The organism is Paenibacillus baekrokdamisoli (assembly GCF_003945345.1).
Classification (GTDB): Bacteria; Bacillota; Bacilli; order Paenibacillales; family Paenibacillaceae; genus Paenibacillus_Z; species Paenibacillus_Z baekrokdamisoli.
Map to the genome: position 1 here is coordinate 2,449,030 of NZ_AP019308.1, position 18,324 is coordinate 2,467,353.

An 18,324-nucleotide genomic window follows, 5' to 3' on the forward strand; every position below is an offset into this window, starting at 1 on the left:
TGTATCTGTCAGCTTTATGCGAATTTAAAAGGCCGCTTCAATGTGGCTTATACTTTCTACTTGTTCTGTACCTCGATTAATAGTTACCGCAATAACGTCGAATCGGACAGGTAAACTCTGTAATCGGTTAGCTTGTAAATATACCTCGGCTGTCGCCCTAACTTGGCGCTGTTTTCGTGAATCAACCGATTCTGCAGCCGTTCCGAATCGGCCTCCTGATGTGCGAGTTCTAACTTCAATTATAATAATCGCAGAGCTATCTTGAGCAATAATATCGAGTTCACCAGAACGACAGCGCCAATTACGATGGAGAATAACGTAGTTTTTTGCTAATATATACTCTGCCGCTGCAGCTTCACCTTGTAAACCAGATTGACGTCTCTTATCCGTTTTGTCAGAAGGCTCGCTGGATTTAGTCAAAGTTCAAAGCCTCCCGCCTTTTTATCTGAACGATAGACGAACGATAAAATCTCTGCAACTAAAGCATAAAGCTCTGGTGGAACCTCCTGATCCAGATCCAGCTTAGAGAGAACCTCGACTAACGAGGAATCCTGTTGGATCGGAACCCCATTCTCTGCAGCTTTATCCAGAATAGCTTCTGCCATTTTGCCACGACCCTTTGCTACGACCACTGGAGCGCTGCTCTCCCCAGGCTCATACTTTAAGGCAACTGCTTTTTTAGTGGTCTGCAATGAAGAGTTTTTATCGTTTTTTGAGTTTTCTTTCTTTGAAGCATTCATGCGCGAAAGTCCACCCCTTTATAAGGCTTTGAAGACCATTCCGCTGTAGATGGTATATTCACACCGCTCTTCTTCTCCACTCCATCCGTCCGCTCTGTTGAACGATCAGACAGTGGTGTAGAACGCAAAGTAAGCAGCTGATAGCCAGCCTTCTGCAGCGCCTGTGTCATTTCTGTACGTTGTGACTCGATCAGATTCGAAATGGCCGGATGGTCATTCCACAAATTAAGACTGACGATCTTATCAACAACATGAACATCTACAAGGGTATCACCTAGTGTATTCATCCGTAAATCGAATAGCAGCCGACAATTATCAGCATCAAGCTCGCCTTTTCGCCCACGACGTGTTTGTATATGAACGGATGCGGTTTGACCGCCATCTGGTCCCTGCATCGGTATAAACATCGTTACATGTGTAAACGGTGATGCCGTTCTCTCTGGCGTTAAAAGCAGCTGTTGGCCCGTAATATGCTGGACAAGCTGCTGTGCCGTGTCTTTGAGCGACTGCGGGACATCATCTCCCGCCGCTAAAGTCATCAAGGCGCTCTTGAAGGTATCCGCAGCAGCCTTCACATGATCGGCTTGGACAGCAGGCAGAGACATTCCTGCCTGCTGCATTAAAAGGGCACGTTCCGAGACGGAACTCGGAATCGCACGCCCTGTATGGGATGCGGCTTGGGCCTGCTCCGCTGTGCGAGCCGCTTGCTTGTTGTCGGATGGCTGCGTGTTCAAGCCATCCTCGGACTGTGTGGGTGAGCCGCCTGCTTGCTGCGGATCACCAGCAGTTGATAGGGCGAGGAGGCGTTCGTGATCGACGCCGAGCCATTTGATGAGCTGGCCGACCCAGCCGGATGTACCGCCTGGCGGTACATGGGCTGCGGCGGTTGTGTTGTTGGCCGCTGCGCCTTGCGCGGCCTGTTGCGGCGCGTTAGCCGCGCTCGCCCCGGCGGCGCCAGCGCGCTGCGCCGCTGGTGGCGCCGGGGCCTCGGCCGCGCTAGCCGCCGGCGCGGCCATTGCTGCGTGCGCCTCGCCCTGCAGTGCGCCGCCTAGCTTCACCATGCTAGGCGAAGCCTCCAGCGCCGGCGCACGCATAAGCTCTGCGCCTTCGGCCAAAAGCGCTTGCAGCTTCACTGCAGCAGCCGCAGCTCCGCTAAGCTGCGACGACAGCTGCTGTGCGCCCTTGCTATCGATCACACCACTGCTCACTGCACCACTACCAGCATTGCTGTTCGCCGTATTACCACTCTCTACACCACCACTTGCTGTACTACCACTTCCTGCACTACCGCTTGCTGCACTACCACTTGCTACACTACTATTTGCTACACTACTATTTAATGCACTACCATTCACTGCACCACCACTTACCGCACTACCGCTCCCTGCACCACCACTTACCGCACTACCATTCCCTGCACCACCACTTGCCGCACTACCGCTCCCTGTACCACCGCTTGCCGCACTACCGCTCCCTGCACTACCGCTTCCTGCACCACCATTTCCTGCACTACCGCTCCCTAAGCTTCCATTCGCCGCACTACCGCTCCCTGCACCACCTTGCGCTCCGCTGCTTTTCGCCGCAGCACCACTAGCGGCATCATCGTCGCCTGAAGCGCCCAGCCAAGCGGCAATACCCCGCTCCAGCGCTTCTAACAGCACATGAGCCGGCGCGCCTGATAGAGAATGCTGCAAAGCGCCTATCGTCGCTCCAGTCATTGGCAGACCGCGCTTAAAAGCAAGCGCAGCAGCCTGCATCCAAGTCTGCATGTCGCCGCCTATAGGCATCGCAGCAGCCGCTTGTTGAAACTGCTGCGCGACTTCGCGGGTTAATACGCCACCGTCACGACGAATATCACGAACCAAATCCGTGGCCCATTTCTGATCTGGCAAAGCCAGCGCCTTTGTCCATTCCTTCACACTATCCTCATTAATCGCTGCCGCCTGCTGGTCAACCATTTTAAGCACAAGCGTACCATTCGCCGACTCCGGCTGTACCTGAAGCAATGTGGCCTGTCCAGGCTGAAGAGGTGTCTCAAGCTTTGCTTGCACCTGGGTCCCGTTGATTTGAACAACTGCTTCTTGGTTGTCCGAAACCTGCATAACGACACCGCGCACGACCTGACCAACCTTTAGCTCAAGCGCCTTACTATCACCCGCTTGAGCGTCGCCAAGCAGTCCCCTCATTACCTGTCCAATATTTATACTCATAAAATGCAGCCACATCCTTTCCAGTCATTTATTTATGTTGTAAATCCAACTTCATATCGAAGCGAACATTTCATTATCCAATAAAATAGTTATCGGCTTTACGACGAGGGACTATTAACCCTACCCCATCCTAGACGTATAAGAAAAAAATCACCTAGTCAAGGAAAGCGAACCAATCATTACGCGTCCCTTTAAGTGATTTTTTAAAATAAAACCTGCTGTTCAACAAAAAGCTTACCTAGAAAGGATTGTCGATGCATGGGGCAAGGCCCAATCTCCAACAGCTTTTCTCGATGCAGCTTTGTGGCATAGCCTTTATGTATCGCAATTCCATATCCCGGATAAAGAGCATCCCATTCGCCAACACACAGCCGATCACGTGTAACCTTGGCAATAATGGACGCAGCTGCAATCGACTGACTCCTCGCATCACCCTTGATAATGGCCAACTGCGGCAACTCGATATCTACTTTCTCCGCATCAATGAGCAGATAATCTGGCTGTACGTAAAGTGTCTCTATGGAATGCTTCATAGCAAGCCGTGAAGCTTGTTTAATATTAATCGAATCCACGATCTTGGCGTCAACTCTGGATACCGACCAAGCAATCGCTTCGGCAACAATAATCTCGTACAGCTCCTCCCTACGCTTCTCAGAGAGCTTCTTCGAGTCGTTGACCCCTTCCAAGACAAGTCCTTCTGGCAAAATAACAGCAGCAGCCACCACGTCACCGAACAAGCAGCCGCGACCGACTTCGTCGATGCCGGCTATACTTCGATAGCCTTGCTCCCATACCGATTTCTCAAATTCAAGCAATTGTTTTCCCCATCTCCCAAATCCGTCAACCAGGCAAGAGAGGAGCTCCCAGACTACACACTCTCGACTCACTGCGAACGTACTGTTTCGACAATATTCATTTGACTTATCTGTCTTTCGTCATTATTCATCAATAAAATTGTATCAAAAAACGGCTCCCTTAGGAACAAGGAAGCCGTCATTTTTCAAAATATCAGAAAGCATAAAATTTTCCTAGCCTTTTCTGATATTTTTGTGGAAGAAACTTGTGTCGCTGCCAGTGGACGGCGTCAGTCGCTTCTTCTTATACAATATCATCCGGCGTTTCCAATGAAATGCGCCCGAGGTTTCCTGCACGCAGCTCTCGCAATATAATGCCCGATGCCTTTTCCAAATCGACACGGCCACCGCTCATCAGACAGCCCCGTTTGCGACCTATATCTTCCATAACTCGGATAATTTCATCCCCATCATCCAAATCCTTAGGCGGCTCCGTAACGCCAAAGCGTTCGGAAATCGCATCCCAATACCGTTTGGCAAGCGCTTTGACTGCGAAGAATGCAACATCCTCCACATTCAAAATTTGCTCCTTAATCGCACCAGTCATCGCAAGTCGGAACCCAACGAGCTGATCCTCAAACTTAGGCCATAATATACCCGGTGTATCAAGTAGTTCCATCTCTGTACCCACTTTGATCCACTGCTGACCTTTCGTCACTCCTGGTCGATCTCCGGTAGCTGCAATATGCTTACCAGCCAAACGATTAATAAGTGTTGACTTCCCTACATTCGGGATTCCTACAATAAGACCCCGCATCGCGCGTGGTTTAATGCCCTTATTGATCTGTCTAGAAATCTTCTCGTGAAGCAGTTCCTTCACCTTAACGGAAATTTCATTCACTCTGGTACCGGTTGAAGAATCAATGGGAAGGCTTGTATGTCCCTGCTCGGCAAAATAGGTCATCCATCTTTCCGTTGTCCGCTGATCGGCCAAGTCTGTTTTGTTAAGTAAGATGAGGCGCGGCTTGCCGCCAAGAATTTCTTCAATCATCGGATTCCGGCTTGAAATCGGGATTCGTGCGTCAAGGAGCTCAATTGCAATATCGATCAGCTTGAGCTTGTCTTGAATTTGGCGCCGCGCCCGCGTCATATGACCGGGAAACCATTGAATTGTCATGCTGTCACCTCTATCCGTGTTTCACAAACTCAATCTTGCTGACTGGCCAGAAAATAATGTCTGCCCGACCGACAATTCGGCTCATGGGTACAAAGCCGATCATCCGGCTGTCTTTACTATCTCGTCTATTATCACCAAACGCCAATATCGAACCTGCTGGAACGATATCTGTTTTGAAATTCTCATTTGGAAAGTCTTTATCAGGACCATTATTATTAAAAATCTGACCATTCGCTTTTGCTTCTGCGATAGATTGCTTTAAGTACGGCTCATCAACCTTTTTGCCATTTATATAAAGGTTATCACCTTCATATTTCACTTTATCGCCAGGAACACCAATAACACGCTTAATGAAATCACGACCCTCTTCCGGCACGTGGAACACAACAACTTCCCCACGCTTCGGCTGACGGATGTCATAAATGATCTTATTCACAATTAAACGCTCACCCGTGTAAAATGTAGGCTGCATGGAAGGGCCATCAACAATAAATGGAGCAAATAGAAAATATCGAATCACTAGTACGAGAAGCGCGGCAATGGCTAGCGCCTTCACCCATTCGAAAACTTCCTTTTGGGTTTTACCACTTTTATTGTTAGTCGGAGAAGCTTGCTCAGCACCTGCACTACCCGATGCTTGTACATTTTCTGCTTGGGTTGATTCCATATTTCCTTGATCGTTTACATCCGTGCGATGCTGTTGATCCATTAATTCCACCCTCTTCTATGACAAAATCAGGTTATATAGAAATAACGAAAGGGGACTTGTTTGCGCAAGCCCCCCTTCATGACATTGATTAACGAATTTCTTTGATTCTTGCAGCTTTACCGCGAAGATTACGAAGATAGTACAGTTTCGCGCGGCGAACTTTACCACGGCGAGCTACTTCGATCTTCTCGATTTTTGGAGAATTGACAGGGAAAGTTCTTTCCACGCCAACACCATACGAAATTTTACGCACTGTAAAAGTTTCGCTGATACCGCCACCTTGACGTTTAATAACAACGCCTTCGAAAAGCTGAATCCGCTCACGAGTTCCCTCGATTACTTTTACGTGTACCTTAAGCGTATCGCCTGCGCGAAATCTTGGAAGGTCAGTACGAAGTTGTTCGTTCGAAATGATTTGTAAAAGATTCATTGTAGTTTCACTCCTTCCACCATAGGCGTTCTTATAGCTACTCGGCTCCAAAATGAGCCGGCTCATCGCTTAATAGCGGACCGCCCGACTTTACAAAAGCAACACCAGCAATACTACCATAACTGAGCCCACAATTCAACTATTTATTCTAACGGTCTCGAAGTTCCGGCTGTGCATCTAATAACTTATCTAGCCAGACACGTTCTTTCTTCGTCAATTCAATCTGCTCAAGCAGCTCAGGACGACGTTGAAGCGTCCGTAGAAGCGATTGCTCACGGCGCCAAGCCTCCACATTCTTATGATGACCAGATAGAAGCACGTCAGGGACGTCCCATCCGCGAAAGGAAGCGGGACGTGTATAGTGCGGATGCTCTAACAGACCTGTGCTGAACGAATCCGTCACAGCAGAATTCTCGTTGCCAAGAACACCAGGGAGTAAACGCACCACACTATCGATTACAACCATCGCTGGAAGCTCTCCACCAGTAAGCACGTAATCCCCAATAGAGAGCTCGTCCGTAACCAGATGCTCCCTTATACGCTCATCATAGCCTTCATAGTGCCCACAGACAAATACAAGATGCTCGTGAGCGGCCAGCTCTTCTGCTTTGCGCTGTGAATAGGTCTCACCTTGTGGACACATCAGAATAACACGAGGCCGCTGCCCGCCCTCAGGCATGAGATCCTCCACCGCAGCAAATAAGGGTTCAGGCTTCAAAACCATCCCCCCGCCCCCGCCGTAAGGATAGTCGTCAACGGTGTTATGCTTATTGTTTGCGTAATCACGGAAGTTGACAGCATTTAAGCTTACAATTCCCTTATCTCTGGCTTTGCCCAGAATACTGGCTCCGAATACACCATCGAACATGGCTGGAAATAACGTTAATACATCAATTCGCATAAATTTAAATCAGCCCTTCCAGCAGCCGGACCGTAACAAGCTTGTTCGAGACGTCTACATTCAGAAGCACATCGTCAATAACGGGAATAAGAATTTGTTTACCTTTGGGCTTCTCTACAACCCACACATCATTAGCCCCTGGTACCAGAATCTCAGATATAACGCCAAGCTCCTCGCCGTCTTCGGTCACGACACGACATCCAATAATTTGGTGATGATAGTATTCACCTTCATCCAAATCAATCAAGTTGTCCTTCGTTACCTTAAGTGACCAGCCTTTGTATTTCTCTACATCGTTGATGTTATCGAAGCCCTTGAACTTCACGATAATCATCTCTTTATGCACCCTTGAAGACTGTACGACCACTTGTAGCTTCTGAGAGAGGTCTGGATTGAGCAGTGAAAGCTCATTGCCGATAGCAAATCTTTCCTCTATAAAATCCGTTTGAGAAATGACCTTCAGTTCTCCGCGTATACCATGAGTATTGACCACTTTGCCGACTGATAACCATTGTTGTTCCATCACTATTCAACCTCTTTCGTTAGTTCCATCGAAAAAGGGCTAGGACAATTATCCTAACCCTGCTTCGATGTACGATCGCTACGAAATAATGTCGACCAAGAAGCGTTTGTGCGATTTGACGGCAGCCGATGTGACTACCGTCCGCAGCGCTTTAGCAATCCGTCCCTGCTTACCAATTACTTTACCGACATCGTCGGGGTGAACCGATAGCATAAAGACGGTGCCGCGATCGTCTTCTTTCACGTCTACGCGCACGTCTTCCGGGAAATCTACTAATGCCTTAGCTATGACAAGAATCAATTCTTTCATCTCAAGGCCTCCCGCAAAAGAACAAATTATTTCTGCAGTTTAAGCTCATGAAGCTTTGTCATCACGCCTGCTTTGGAAAGCAAGTTGCGAACAGTGTCAGAAGCTTGAGCGCCGTTTTGAAGCCACTTCAACGCTTTCTCTTCATCAATGGATACTAGTGCCGGTTTTGCAACTGGATTATAAGTACCGATTTCTTCGATGAATCGACCGTCACGTGGGGAACGGGAATCAGAAACTACTACACGGTAGAAAGGCGCTTTGTGCGCACCGATACGTTTCAAACGAATACGTACTGCCAAGAAAATCACCTCCTTTAAAAGTTTTGGAAGCATAAACCCTACTTCGTAAGCATCAAACTAATTTCATAAGCATTAGAAAGGGAATTTCATTCCGCCTTTACCCATTAAGCCCTTAAGGCCTTTCATTCCGCCTTTAGGACCTTTAGGACCCATCATCGACGAGAACTGCTTCATCATTTTCTTCATATCATCAAACTGCTTGATCAAACGGTTCACCTCAGTTACTGAGGTACCACTTCCGAGTGCAATCCGTTTACGACGACTATGATTCAAGAGCTCTGGTTTGCGCTTCTCTTCCTTGGTCATCGATTTCACAATCGCTTCAACCCGGTTGATTTGCTTCTCATCGACTTTGAGGTTTTTCATATCCTTCATCTTGCCCATACCCGGCATCATATCCATCAGTTGATCCAATGGACCAAGCTTACGAACCTGTTCCATCTGGTCAAGGAAATCCTCGAACGTAAATTCTGCCGTACGCATCTTGCGTTCCATCTCTGCAGCCTTATCCGCATCAATGCTCGACTGTGCTTTCTCGATCAGCGATAGCATATCACCCATTCCGAGGATACGGGAAGCCATCCGTTCTGGATGGAAGGGCTCAAGCGGTTCGATCTTCTCACCAGTAGCGGCGAACTTGATTGGACAGCCTGTTACAGCTTTGACGGATAGTGCAGCACCACCACGTGTATCGCCATCAAGCTTCGTCAAGATAACGCCAGTCAGTTCAAGCTGAGAATGGAAGCTCTGCGCTACATTCACGGCCTCTTGCCCTGTCATTGCGTCGACTACGAGCAATACTTCATCAGGCTTGGTGATCTCATGAATTTGACGAAGCTCATCCATCAGCGCTTCGTCAATGTGAAGACGGCCAGCCGTATCGATAATAACATAGTCATTGCCGTTGTCCTTCGCTTGCTGCAAACCCGCACGAGCAATTTCTACAGGTGAGGTTTGGTCGCCCAGCGTAAAGACAGGAACGCCAATTTGTTCACCGAGTACTTGAAGCTGCTTGATCGCAGCTGGGCGATAAATATCGCCAGCTACCAACAGCGGCTTATGTTTATCCTTCTGAAGCATCTTCGCTAACTTGGCAGAAGAGGTTGTTTTACCAGCCCCTTGCAGCCCCGCCATCAGGATAACAGTCGGCGGTTTATTTGCTTTTGCAAGCTTAGTATGTGTGCCACCCATCAATTCCGTTAATTCTTTATTAACGATATCAATGACAACCATGCCAGGGGTGAAACTCTTCGTAAGTTCTAATCCAACACAACGTTCTTTGACCTTGGCGATGAAATCCTTGACGACTTTGAAGTTTACGTCGGCCTCAAGGAGCGCCAAACGCACTTCACGCATCGCTTCATTGACATCATCTTCCGACACTTTACCTTTGCCGCGCAGCTTGCCAAAAACATTCTGCAGCCTGCTGGATAATCCTTCAAACGCCATAATTGTCAACTCCTAAAGTTTTCGTGAGAAAACTACATCGTAAGCATATTCTTAGTTTTCGTAAGAAAACTGCATCGTAAGCATTAACTAAGTTTTCGTAAGAAAACTAAATCGTATATCTATTCTTTATTTTACATTTATAATTGTTCCGTCGCGCGCAAGCCCTGCGCTATTTGACGCATTTGTGTGCTTAGCTCGTCAGATACGGATGAGTCTTCTGCAATCGCTTCGAGCTTGGATAGCCAAGCTTGGGCTGCTTCATGCTTATCAATAAGCTGAAGCTTGCTCTCATAGCTCTCAAGCACCGATTCCGCTCGTTTCACATGTTCATAAACAGCTTGGCGACTAATACTGAACTCGTCTGCTATTTCACCAAGTGAATAGTCATCGTGAAAATAATATTTAAGGAACGTTCGCTGCTTATCTGTCAGCAGCAGCTCGTAAAAGTCAAAGAGCATATTAATTCGATTCGTCTTCGCCAAGGCATCAGGTTCATGGATCGTCAACACTGCCACCCCCTTCGTCAAGGCAAACACCTTTACAGCAATACTACGACGTTCATCATAGCGCAGACGACTATAAGCTGTCAAGTATAATCACTTGTCACCTTAATTAAGAAGGTTCCTCTTCTTCAACGCTTTGTAACAGTCCGCCAAATAAGGCATGGATAAACTGCTCGGAGTCGAATTCCTGAAGGTCATCCATTTTTTCACCTAGGCCAACTAGCTTAACAGGCAAATCAAGCTCACTGCGTATAGCAATAACAATTCCGCCCTTTGCTGTTCCGTCCAGCTTAGTCAATACAAGGCCCGTTACTCCGCTTTTTTCACCAAATAGCTTGGCCTGACTAAGTGCATTTTGTCCAGTTGTAGCATCAAGCACAAGCAGCACCTCATGCGGCGCAGTTGGCACTTCGCGTTGGATGACTCGGAAAATTTTGTTCAGCTCATCCATCAGGTTATTTTTATTTTGCAGCCTGCCTGCAGTATCACAGAGCAGTACATCCACATTGCGCTGCTTAGCCGCATGGATCGCATCGAACATCACTGCTGCCGGATCTGCTCCTGATTCCTGTTTAATCACATCTACGCCTACCCGCTTCCCCCACACTTCAAGCTGCTCAATAGCACCAGCACGGAAGGTGTCGCCTGCCGCGAGCAGAACGCTTTTCCCCTCACTCTTGAACTTATGTGCCAGCTTACCGATTGTTGTCGTTTTGCCGACACCGTTAACACCAACGAATAGAATAACGGTCATTCCACTATCCGCCATCCGCAGTCCCGTCTTCGCATCACCCTTAAGCAGCTCAACCAGTTTCTCTGATAGGATTGGTTGCAGTTCCGCGGCACTCTCGATCTTACGCTTCTTCACTTCTGCGCGTAATTCATCAATTAGCTTCATGACCGTATTCACGCCAACATCGGCACCGATCAGTATTTCTTCAAGTTCTTCATAGAACTCTTCGTCGATTTTTTTGCGGCGTGTAATGAGCTCTTCAACCTTTTCAACAAACGCCGTGCGTGTCTTCGCCAGGCCTTCCTTGAAGATATTCGTTACTGCTTCTGTTTTCTGAGAAATACTTTCCTTTAATCGTTTAAAAAAACTCATCGGACGACCTCCATCATTTTAGTCACAAAAGCCGGGCTAGGGCACAAGAGCACCTGGCACCGGCTTCTATTCGTTCTTTACCAGCCATTCTTAACTCTGAATCAGCTACTTCACTTCACTAGGCCGAATACTGCTCTTCGTCCTCCAAGCGTACCGAAACGAGCTTAGACACGCCGCCTTCTTCCATCGTAACCCCATACAGCACGTCGGCTTCCTCCATCGTTCCTTTCCGGTGAGTAACAACAATAAACTGTGTCAGCTCCGAAAACTCACGAAGATATTGCGCAAAACGGGCTACGTTAGCTTCATCCAATGCTGCTTCAACCTCATCGAGAACGCAGAATGGAACAGGCTTGACTTGTAAAATCGCAAAGAGCAGCGCAATTGCAGTTAATGCCCGTTCTCCTCCTGAGAGAAGCTGTAGATTTTGCAGCTTCTTCCCTGGCGGTTGAGCGACGATATCAATTCCACTATCCAATACCCGATCTGGCTCAACCATAATAAGATCAGCACGACCCCCGCCGAATAGTTTGGCGAATACAAGAACAAAGTGGCCTCTAATCGCTTCGAATGTCGTTCGGAATCGCTTAGACATTTCCTCGTCCATTTCGCGAATGACCTGGTAAAGGGTCGTTTTGGCTTCAATTAGATCATTCTTCTGATCATCTAGAAACGTATACCGTTCCTTCACGCGTTCATACTCTTCAATAGCACCAAGATTGACCTCGCCAAGTCCGGAAATTTTGCGTTTCAGATCTCGCACTTCATTCTGCACGGACTGAACATCTTCAGGAACCGGATAACGTTCCTTCGCAAGTTCGAAGCTTAATTCATATTCTTCACTTAGCTTGCGAAGCAGGTTATCGAGCTCCACGTCAAGACGATTCGCAGCGATTTCGGTCTGGCGCAGCTGGTCTTCGACCTTTCGAAGCTGTGTGCGCTGATCCTTCGTCTCGTTCTCACCTTGCTCTAGATCACGAGTCATTTCTGCCCGTTCTGCTCGTTTCAAATCCGTCTGAGCTGCACAGGATTCCTTCTGCAGCTTCAAATGATTAATCTGTTCCATCTGTTTGATGCTTTCTTCGCCATGCTGTTCTGCTTCTTCTTGCTGTCTTGCGAGCATTTGTCTAAGTCCTGATAGCTCTTGCTTGGCACGTCCAATATCCAAACGAATTCGTGATGCCTGATCCTCGAAGTTCAGCTTTTCTTGGTCTGTCTTGGCAACTGCAATCTTCAGATCCGTTAATTGATCCTGCAGCTGCTCCTTCGCAGATTCACCGGCCTTACGACGCTCTTCAGCAAGTCGAATAGCCGTCTGCAGACGTTCTTCTTCTAATGTGACTTCCACAAGCCTTTTCTCAGCATCCGTTGCAGACGTTACTAATTGCTGTTTCTCGGATTTATGTCCATCACGGTCGGCTTCAAATAGCTGACGTTGTTCATCAAGGTGACGGCTCTCGTTCTCCAGCTGTTGAAGCTCTGCACGAATTTGCTGCTCCTCGATTCGCCTCTGCTCACCCTGTCCTCTTAGATCATCCACATTCTGATTAGAAATGGATTGTTCTTTACGAAGATCGCTGATTTTATCACGAAGCTTGGTTAATTGCAGCTCCGTTGTCTTAACGTCTTCTGCCAATTGCTCAATTTGACGCTGTCGCCCGAGGAGGTTTGCACCCTTTTTCTGGAGACTACCACCACTCATGGAACCACCGGCATTAACGACGTCACCTTCGAGTGTCACAACCCTGAATCGGTACTGGCATTTAGATGCAATACGATTGGCTTGCTCCAACGTTTCGGAAATGAGTACATTACCGAGCAGATTCTCTACGATCGATCCGTATTTGGCATCAAAAGAAACCAATTCAGCGGCTACGCCAACGAAACCTTCAAGGCCAGCAATCATTCTTTTGTCCTGCTCCGAGATATTCCTTCCTCTTATTACATCGAGCGGGAGAAATGTAGCTCGTCCCAACTGCCTCTGCTTCAGAAACGCAATCGCTGCTCGAGCACTCTTCTCGTTACTCATAACAATATGCTGAAGTGCACCGCCTAGCGAGGTTTCGATTGCCAGCTCCACCTTCTCCGGCACACGAATAAGCTCCGCAACAGCTCCGTGAACCCCTTCAATACCACCAGTGCCGCGTCGTGATGCTTTGAGAACTTCTCGAACACCTTGCATGAAGCCATCCAAGTCATCCTGCATTTCCTTCATCGTATCTCGGCGTGAGCGAAGGGCTTCGAGCTTTTGCTCCCATTGACGGACTGCAGTCTGTGCTTCCTCAAGCAGTTTTTGTCCAGCTGAAAGCTTCTCGCTCTGCTCGATGTAGCGATTACGAATGGAGTTAATCTCGGCAAGCGTAGCCTCTAAGCGCTGCTGGAGCTCTGAGCGTTTCAAGCTTAGCTTCTCATTTTGCTCCAGCCACTTGCCATGCTCATCACCAAGCCGTTCCATTCTTCGCTGCAGAGCTTCTTCCTGAGCAGACGCATAACGAATCTCATTGCGAAGCTGTGCCATCGTGCTTAGTACATCAAGAAGCTCACTCTTAAGCGAATCCTCTGCATCACCTGAAGCGGAGGCTGATGTACCAAGAAGTTGGACTTCTTCCTCTTGCAGCTTCAGACGAAGAACTTGGAGCTCGTTGTCCAGAACTGCCGCTTTTCCGCGAAACTCGGCCTCTTCTTTGGCAAGAGCAGAAATTCGCTCGTTTTGAGAGGTAATTGAGTTCTCAAGCTGTGTGCGATTTTGCTCCAAATTTCGTTTGCGTTCTTTTAACACTTCTCCGTAGCCTTCGCATTTCTCATAGTCTTCACTGACCTGCAGCATCGATTCATGAAGTCGGTCCAAAGAAGCCTCGAGCTCACGAAGCTTAAGTCGGTCCTTCTCAAGCAAGGCATCGTGTTTGCTTACTACAGTTGATAACGCCAGCTGTTCTTCCTGAAGCTTCTTCATGCGAAGATTAGATTCATTCCAAGAGCTATGAACGGTTTCAATACTATGTACATACATCGAAATTTCAGATTGCTTGAGCTGATCTCGCAGCTCTTTGAAATGAATCGCTTTCTCCGATTGCTCGCGAAGCGGCTCAACCTGTGCTTCAAGCTCTGAGACAAGATCATGTATACGAAGTAAATTTTGCTCCGTATCATCCAGCTTTCTCTGGGCTTCTCGTTTACGTGATTTGTATTTGACAATGCCGGAGGCCTCTTCGAAAATTCCACGACGATCTTCCGAACGCGTACTTAGAATCTCTTCGATTCGACCTTGTCCGATAATGGAATAAGCTTCCTTACCGATACCTGTATCCATGAATAATTCGGTTATGTCCTTCAGCCTGCATGATTGCTTGTTAATCATGTACTCACTATCGCCGCTGCGGTGAACACGACGTGTTACTGTCACTTCATTGTATGCCAAAGGCAGAGCGCCGTCGGTGTTATCGAGCGTCAAGGATACTTCAGCGAAATTGACGGCTTTACGCGCATCACTGCCAGCGAAGATGATATCCTCCATTTTACCGCCACGCAAGCTCTTGGCACTTTGCTCACCCAGTACCCAGCGGATACTATCGCTTATGTTGCTTTTACCACTGCCGTTCGGTCCAACAACTGCTGTTATACCGCGGACGAACTCAAGCTCCGTCTTGTCGGCAAACGATTTAAAACCGGCTAATTCAATCCTTTTCAGGAACATATCTTAGCTTTCACCTCAACGCCTATTGTACCATAATTGTTTGGAGAAGAAACGGCTTTCACCTATATTGACCAGTCAGACAGAATCATCACAGCCCGGAACGAACAACATGAAGCTGCCATTCCTCTTCTGCAAGAAGAAACGGCTAGTGCTGTCCATGGTGGCGAAGCAAGTTTCTTCCCTCTGAAATATAAGCAAAGTATGGAGATAACATATACTTTCTTATATTTACACAAAAAATCCCGGTATACCTATGAAGGCTACCAGGATCCCTTAACGATATTAGTAACGATTAATCAGTTAATCCGCAAGCTTTCTCCAAGCTTCTGCTGCAGCCTGCTGCTCCGCTTCCTTCTTCGTCCGGCCAATGCCTGTTCCGTAAGCCGTTTCTCCAATTAACACTTCAATTACAAACTCACGGTCATGAGCTGGACCACGTTCTTCTACAATACGATATTCGATCGGCCCCATACCCGCATGCTGCGCCTTCTCCTGAAGGGTTGATTTGAAATCCTTCACAAGCAAGCCGCCGTTGCTGTCGATATGAGGAAAGATGTAAGAAGCGAGAAAAGAACGAACTGCCTCAAGTCCTTGGTCGAGATAAATCGCTCCAACGAGCGACTCAAACAAATCCGCTAAAAGGGCTTGCCGCTGTCTGCCACCAAGCTGCTCCTCCCCGCGTCCGAGCAACACATGAGTGCCGAGTTCAAGCATTTCGGCGAAACGCGCGAGCGAGGGTTCACATACGATCGAAGCTCGCATCCGGGTTAACTGTCCTTCTGGCCGTTCAGGAAAAGTGCGATAAAGAAATTCCGAAACGGTCAGTTGTAGGACGGCATCGCCAAGGAATTCAAGCCTCTCATTATGTTCTAGAGAGGTTTGGCGATGTTCATTGACGTAAGAAGTATGTGTAAAAGCCTGCCGGAGCAGGCGTGGAGTACGAAAGCGAAGCTGCAGATGCTGCTGCAGTTCCTCAAAGCTATCATGCTTCATATTTCTTCATCACGATCGTGGCGTTATGGCCGCCGAAACCGAACGAGTTGGACATTGCAATACGAACGTCCGCTTTACGCGGCTTATTCGGTACATAGTCAAGATCGCACTCAGGATCCTGGTTGTCCAAATTAATTGTTGGTGGAATGATACCGTTTTCGAGTGTGAGCCCGAGAATAACAGCTTCTACACCGCCAGCAGCACCAAGTAGATGACCCGTCATCGATTTAGTCGAGCTAACTGCCAATTTGTAGGCGGCGTCACCGAATGCTTTCTTGATCGCAGTCGTTTCGGATCTGTCACCAACCGAAGTTGAAGTACCATGAGCGTTTATGTAATCAACTTCAGATGGATCAATTGCGCCATCCTTTAATGCTTTGACCATACAGCGGGCAGCTCCGTCTGGATCTGGCTCCGTCATATGATGCGCATCGCCGCTCATACCGTACCCGATGATCTCGGCATAGATGTGTGCGCCGCGTTTCACTGCATGCTCCAACGATTCCAGCACGAGTACGCCAGAGCCTTCACCCATGATGAAACCATCACGATCGATATCAAATGGGCGGCTTGCTTTCGTTGGCTCATCATTACGAGTAGACATCGCTCTCATCGAGCAAAAACCTGCCATACCCGTCGGTCTGATTGTCGCCTCTGCTCCACCGCAGATCATAACTTCAGCATCACCGCGTTGGATCAACTTGAAGGAATCACCAATGGAATGCGTACCTGTCGCACAAGCCGTTACAGCTGTGCTGTTTGGACCCTTCGCACCCGTTACCATCGATACCTGACCCGATGCCATATTGGCAATCATCATCGGGATAAAGAATGGACTGACACGTTTAGGACCCTTTTCGAGCAAAATGTTATGCTGATCTTCCCATGTTCCAAGACCGCCAATACCGGAGCCAATCATGACACCAACAAGCTCTGGATCAACATCTTCTCCGATGTTCAGCTTAGCATCCTTTATAGCCAGCGTACTGGCAACGACCGCAAATTGAACAAAACGATCCATGCGGCGCGCTTCTTTCTTATCGATGTTGTAATCTTCCGGATTGAAGTTCTTCACTTCAGCCGCAATTTGCGTTGAATATTCGGAAACATCAAAAGCTTCGACATGCGAAACGCCTGACTTTCCTTCCATTAAATTACCCCAAAATTCTTTCAAATCGGAACCAAGTGAGGTCATGACCCCCATGCCCGTAACGACCACTCTCTGTTTCATTCTACTCACCTCTGTATCTAAAACGATAATGGTTAATTCGCTATTATCTATGAAAAACGCCATGCGTTTGCTCATCTTCAGTTGAAACGTAAATCTGCATAAGATGGAGATAAGTCCCGTTAAAACAACGGGACTTATCAGCTTTTTAATTAAGCATTAAGGGAAGCTATGTAATTCACTACTTCTCCCACACTCGTAATTTTCTCTGCATCTTCATCAGAAATCTCCATATCGAACTCATCTTCCAGTTCCATGACTAATTCGACTACATCAAGAGAGTCTGCGCCAAGATCTTCTTTAAAAGAAGCTTCGAGAGACACTTCCGACTCGTCAACGCCAAGGCGGTCGACAACGATGCGTTTTACACGATCATAAACATCGGACATCCGGTTCACCTCCTCCATGGTATTATACGAGAACTGCGGACAAAATGCCATACATCTATCGTCCGTTTAACCTTCATTTGCTGGAAATGGAATGCTACATGTACATGCCGCCATCCACATGAATGGTTTGTCCAGTCATGTAAGAAGCAGCATCAGAAGCTAAGAAGCGAACAGCTGCTGCAATATCCTTAGGATCACCGAGCCTTGCAAGCGGAATCTCACCTGTTAGCTTAGCCTTTACTTCCTCCGGCAGCTTGTCCGTCATTTCCGTTTGTATAAAGCCTGGTGCAATGCAATTCACCGTAATGCCTCGGGACGAGAGTTCACGAGCAGATGCCTTAGTCAGACCGATAACGCCTGCTTTGGCCGCGACATAGTTAGCCTGCCCAGGATTGCCAAGAACACCCACAACTGATGAAATGTTAATGATCCGGCCTGAACGCTGCTTCATCATCGGACGAGTAACGGCTTTGATTCCGTTGAAAACACCCTTCAGGTTCGTTTCAATAACTTGATCAAATTCTTCTTCTTTCATGCGCATAATTAAATTGTCACGCGTAATGCCTGCATTGTTTACTAGGATATCAAGAACGCCGAAGCTGTCAATGACCTGCTTGACCATGGCTTCGAACTCATCTGTTTTGCCAACATTAGCTTTCAATACGAGCGACCGACGGCCTAAATCCACAATGGCTTGAGCGGTTTCTGCTGCGGCCGCTTCGCTTCCAGAGTAGTTAATGGCTACATCTGCGCCAGCTTCAGCTAAGGCAATCGCGATAGCGCGGCCAATGCCGCGAGATGCGCCTGTTACTAACGCTATTTTACCTGTGAGGTCTGCAAACAAATGGGCTGCTCCTTCCTCATACGGAGA

General features: G+C 47.9%; 19 protein-coding genes. All 19 read right to left on the reverse strand.

Going from position 1 to position 18,324, the window contains the following annotated elements; genetic code table 11:
- Window positions 1-24 precede the first annotated feature (24 nt).
- The 19 genes from EKN16_RS10915 to fabG all read right to left on the reverse strand — a co-directional run bounded on the left by EKN16_RS10915 (window position 25) and on the right by fabG (window position 18,297).
- On the reverse strand, window positions 25-420 hold the full coding sequence (locus EKN16_RS10915) for a YraN family protein (protein ID WP_125656490.1): 396 nt from the start codon (window positions 418-420) through the stop codon (window positions 25-27).
- On the reverse strand, window positions 417-740 hold the full coding sequence (locus tag EKN16_RS10920) for an EscU/YscU/HrcU family type III secretion system export apparatus switch protein (RefSeq protein WP_125656493.1): 324 nt from the start codon (window positions 738-740) through the stop codon (window positions 417-419). Before EKN16_RS10920 ends, EKN16_RS10915 begins: the two co-directional genes overlap by 4 nt.
- The gene (locus tag EKN16_RS10925) at window positions 737-2,950 is read right to left on the reverse strand and encodes a hypothetical protein (protein ID WP_125656496.1); all 2,214 of its coding nucleotides are present in this window, start codon (window positions 2,948-2,950) and stop codon (window positions 737-739) included. The genes EKN16_RS10920 and EKN16_RS10925 overlap by 4 nt, the downstream gene beginning before the upstream one ends.
- Window positions 2,951-3,153: 203 nt before the next feature.
- Window positions 3,154-3,765 (reverse strand): ribonuclease HII, encoded by a 612-nt coding sequence (locus tag EKN16_RS10930; RefSeq protein WP_125656499.1) that lies wholly within the window; start codon window positions 3,763-3,765, stop codon window positions 3,154-3,156.
- Window positions 3,766-4,048: 283 nt separating this feature from the next.
- Complete coding sequence (gene ylqF / locus EKN16_RS10935; protein ID WP_125656502.1) at window positions 4,049-4,921, reverse strand: ribosome biogenesis GTPase YlqF; 873 nt, start codon at window positions 4,919-4,921, stop codon at window positions 4,049-4,051.
- A 10-nt stretch (window positions 4,922-4,931) separates the two neighbouring features.
- Complete coding sequence (gene lepB / locus EKN16_RS10940; RefSeq protein WP_232016358.1) at window positions 4,932-5,630, reverse strand: signal peptidase I; 699 nt, start codon at window positions 5,628-5,630, stop codon at window positions 4,932-4,934.
- Between the two features lie 88 nt (window positions 5,631-5,718).
- The gene (rplS, locus tag EKN16_RS10945) at window positions 5,719-6,060 is read right to left on the reverse strand and encodes a 50S ribosomal protein L19 (protein WP_125656505.1); all 342 of its coding nucleotides are present in this window, start codon (window positions 6,058-6,060) and stop codon (window positions 5,719-5,721) included.
- A 148-nt stretch (window positions 6,061-6,208) separates the two neighbouring features.
- Window positions 6,209-6,961, reverse strand: coding sequence for a tRNA (guanosine(37)-N1)-methyltransferase TrmD (gene trmD / locus EKN16_RS10950; protein ID WP_125656508.1), 753 nt, complete (start codon window positions 6,959-6,961; stop codon window positions 6,209-6,211).
- 4 nt (window positions 6,962-6,965) lie between these two features.
- The gene (rimM, locus tag EKN16_RS10955; protein ID WP_125666125.1) at window positions 6,966-7,484 is read right to left on the reverse strand and encodes a ribosome maturation factor RimM; all 519 of its coding nucleotides are present in this window, start codon (window positions 7,482-7,484) and stop codon (window positions 6,966-6,968) included.
- Window positions 7,485-7,562: 78 nt separating this feature from the next.
- Entirely contained in the window at window positions 7,563-7,793 is a 231-nt protein-coding gene (locus tag EKN16_RS10960; RefSeq protein ID WP_125656510.1) for a KH domain-containing protein, read from the reverse strand.
- A gap of 26 nt (window positions 7,794-7,819) precedes the next feature.
- Complete coding sequence (rpsP, locus tag EKN16_RS10965; RefSeq protein ID WP_125656513.1) at window positions 7,820-8,092, reverse strand: 30S ribosomal protein S16; 273 nt, start codon at window positions 8,090-8,092, stop codon at window positions 7,820-7,822.
- A gap of 72 nt (window positions 8,093-8,164) precedes the next feature.
- Entirely contained in the window at window positions 8,165-9,541 is a 1,377-nt protein-coding gene (gene ffh / locus EKN16_RS10970) for a signal recognition particle protein (protein WP_125656516.1), read from the reverse strand.
- Between the two features lie 137 nt (window positions 9,542-9,678).
- Window positions 9,679-9,999, reverse strand: a complete 321-nt coding sequence (gene ylxM / locus EKN16_RS10975; protein WP_375782058.1) for a YlxM family DNA-binding protein — start codon at window positions 9,997-9,999, stop codon at window positions 9,679-9,681.
- A 154-nt stretch (window positions 10,000-10,153) separates the two neighbouring features.
- Window positions 10,154-11,149 (reverse strand): signal recognition particle-docking protein FtsY, encoded by a 996-nt coding sequence (ftsY, locus tag EKN16_RS10980; protein ID WP_125656519.1) that lies wholly within the window; start codon window positions 11,147-11,149, stop codon window positions 10,154-10,156.
- A gap of 118 nt (window positions 11,150-11,267) precedes the next feature.
- Window positions 11,268-14,843, reverse strand: a complete 3,576-nt coding sequence (gene smc, locus EKN16_RS10985; RefSeq protein ID WP_125656522.1) for a chromosome segregation protein SMC — start codon at window positions 14,841-14,843, stop codon at window positions 11,268-11,270.
- Window positions 14,844-15,143: 300 nt separating this feature from the next.
- A complete protein-coding gene (gene rnc / locus EKN16_RS10990; RefSeq protein ID WP_125656525.1) occupies window positions 15,144-15,836 on the reverse strand; it encodes a ribonuclease III in 693 nt (230 codons plus the stop codon).
- A complete protein-coding gene (gene fabF, locus EKN16_RS10995) occupies window positions 15,826-17,067 on the reverse strand; it encodes a beta-ketoacyl-ACP synthase II (protein WP_125656528.1) in 1,242 nt (413 codons plus the stop codon). The genes rnc and fabF overlap by 11 nt, the downstream gene beginning before the upstream one ends.
- A 149-nt stretch (window positions 17,068-17,216) precedes the next feature.
- Entirely contained in the window at window positions 17,217-17,453 is a 237-nt protein-coding gene (gene acpP / locus EKN16_RS11000) for an acyl carrier protein (RefSeq protein ID WP_125656531.1), read from the reverse strand.
- A 94-nt stretch (window positions 17,454-17,547) separates the two neighbouring features.
- Complete coding sequence (gene fabG / locus EKN16_RS11005) at window positions 17,548-18,297, reverse strand: 3-oxoacyl-[acyl-carrier-protein] reductase (protein ID WP_125656534.1); 750 nt, start codon at window positions 18,295-18,297, stop codon at window positions 17,548-17,550.
- Between the last annotated feature and the right edge of the window lie 27 nt (window positions 18,298-18,324).

What these genes read in the sequence shown, in the direction of transcription:
- trmD (WP_125656508.1), bottom strand. Translation starts at nt 6,961, where the DNA reads ATGCGAATTGATGTATTAACGTTATTTCCAGCCATGTTCGATGGTGTA.
- EKN16_RS10920 (WP_125656493.1), bottom strand. Translation starts at nt 740, where the DNA reads ATGAATGCTTCAAAGAAAGAAAACTCAAAAAACGATAAAAACTCTTCA.
- rimM (WP_125666125.1), bottom strand. Translation starts at nt 7,484, where the DNA reads ATGGAACAACAATGGTTATCAGTCGGCAAAGTGGTCAATACTCATGGT.
- ftsY (WP_125656519.1), bottom strand. Translation starts at nt 11,149, where the DNA reads ATGAGTTTTTTTAAACGATTAAAGGAAAGTATTTCTCAGAAAACAGAA.
- ffh (WP_125656516.1), bottom strand. Translation starts at nt 9,541, where the DNA reads ATGGCGTTTGAAGGATTATCCAGCAGGCTGCAGAATGTTTTTGGCAAG.
- rnc (WP_125656525.1), bottom strand. Translation starts at nt 15,836, where the DNA reads ATGAAGCATGATAGCTTTGAGGAACTGCAGCAGCATCTGCAGCTTCGC.
- rplS (WP_125656505.1), bottom strand. Translation starts at nt 6,060, where the DNA reads ATGAATCTTTTACAAATCATTTCGAACGAACAACTTCGTACTGACCTT.
- ylqF (WP_125656502.1), bottom strand. Translation starts at nt 4,921, where the DNA reads ATGACAATTCAATGGTTTCCCGGTCATATGACGCGGGCGCGGCGCCAA.
- acpP (WP_125656531.1), bottom strand. Translation starts at nt 17,453, where the DNA reads ATGTCCGATGTTTATGATCGTGTAAAACGCATCGTTGTCGACCGCCTT.
- fabF (WP_125656528.1), bottom strand. Translation starts at nt 17,067, where the DNA reads ATGAAACAGAGAGTGGTCGTTACGGGCATGGGGGTCATGACCTCACTT.
- EKN16_RS10960 (WP_125656510.1), bottom strand. Translation starts at nt 7,793, where the DNA reads ATGAAAGAATTGATTCTTGTCATAGCTAAGGCATTAGTAGATTTCCCG.
- EKN16_RS10925 (WP_125656496.1), bottom strand. Translation starts at nt 2,950, where the DNA reads ATGAGTATAAATATTGGACAGGTAATGAGGGGACTGCTTGGCGACGCT.
- smc (WP_125656522.1), bottom strand. Translation starts at nt 14,843, where the DNA reads ATGTTCCTGAAAAGGATTGAATTAGCCGGTTTTAAATCGTTTGCCGAC.
- lepB (WP_232016358.1), bottom strand. Translation starts at nt 5,630, where the DNA reads ATGGATCAACAGCATCGCACGGATGTAAACGATCAAGGAAATATGGAA.
- ylxM (WP_375782058.1), bottom strand. Translation starts at nt 9,999, where the DNA reads ATGCTCTTTGACTTTTACGAGCTGCTGCTGACAGATAAGCAGCGAACG.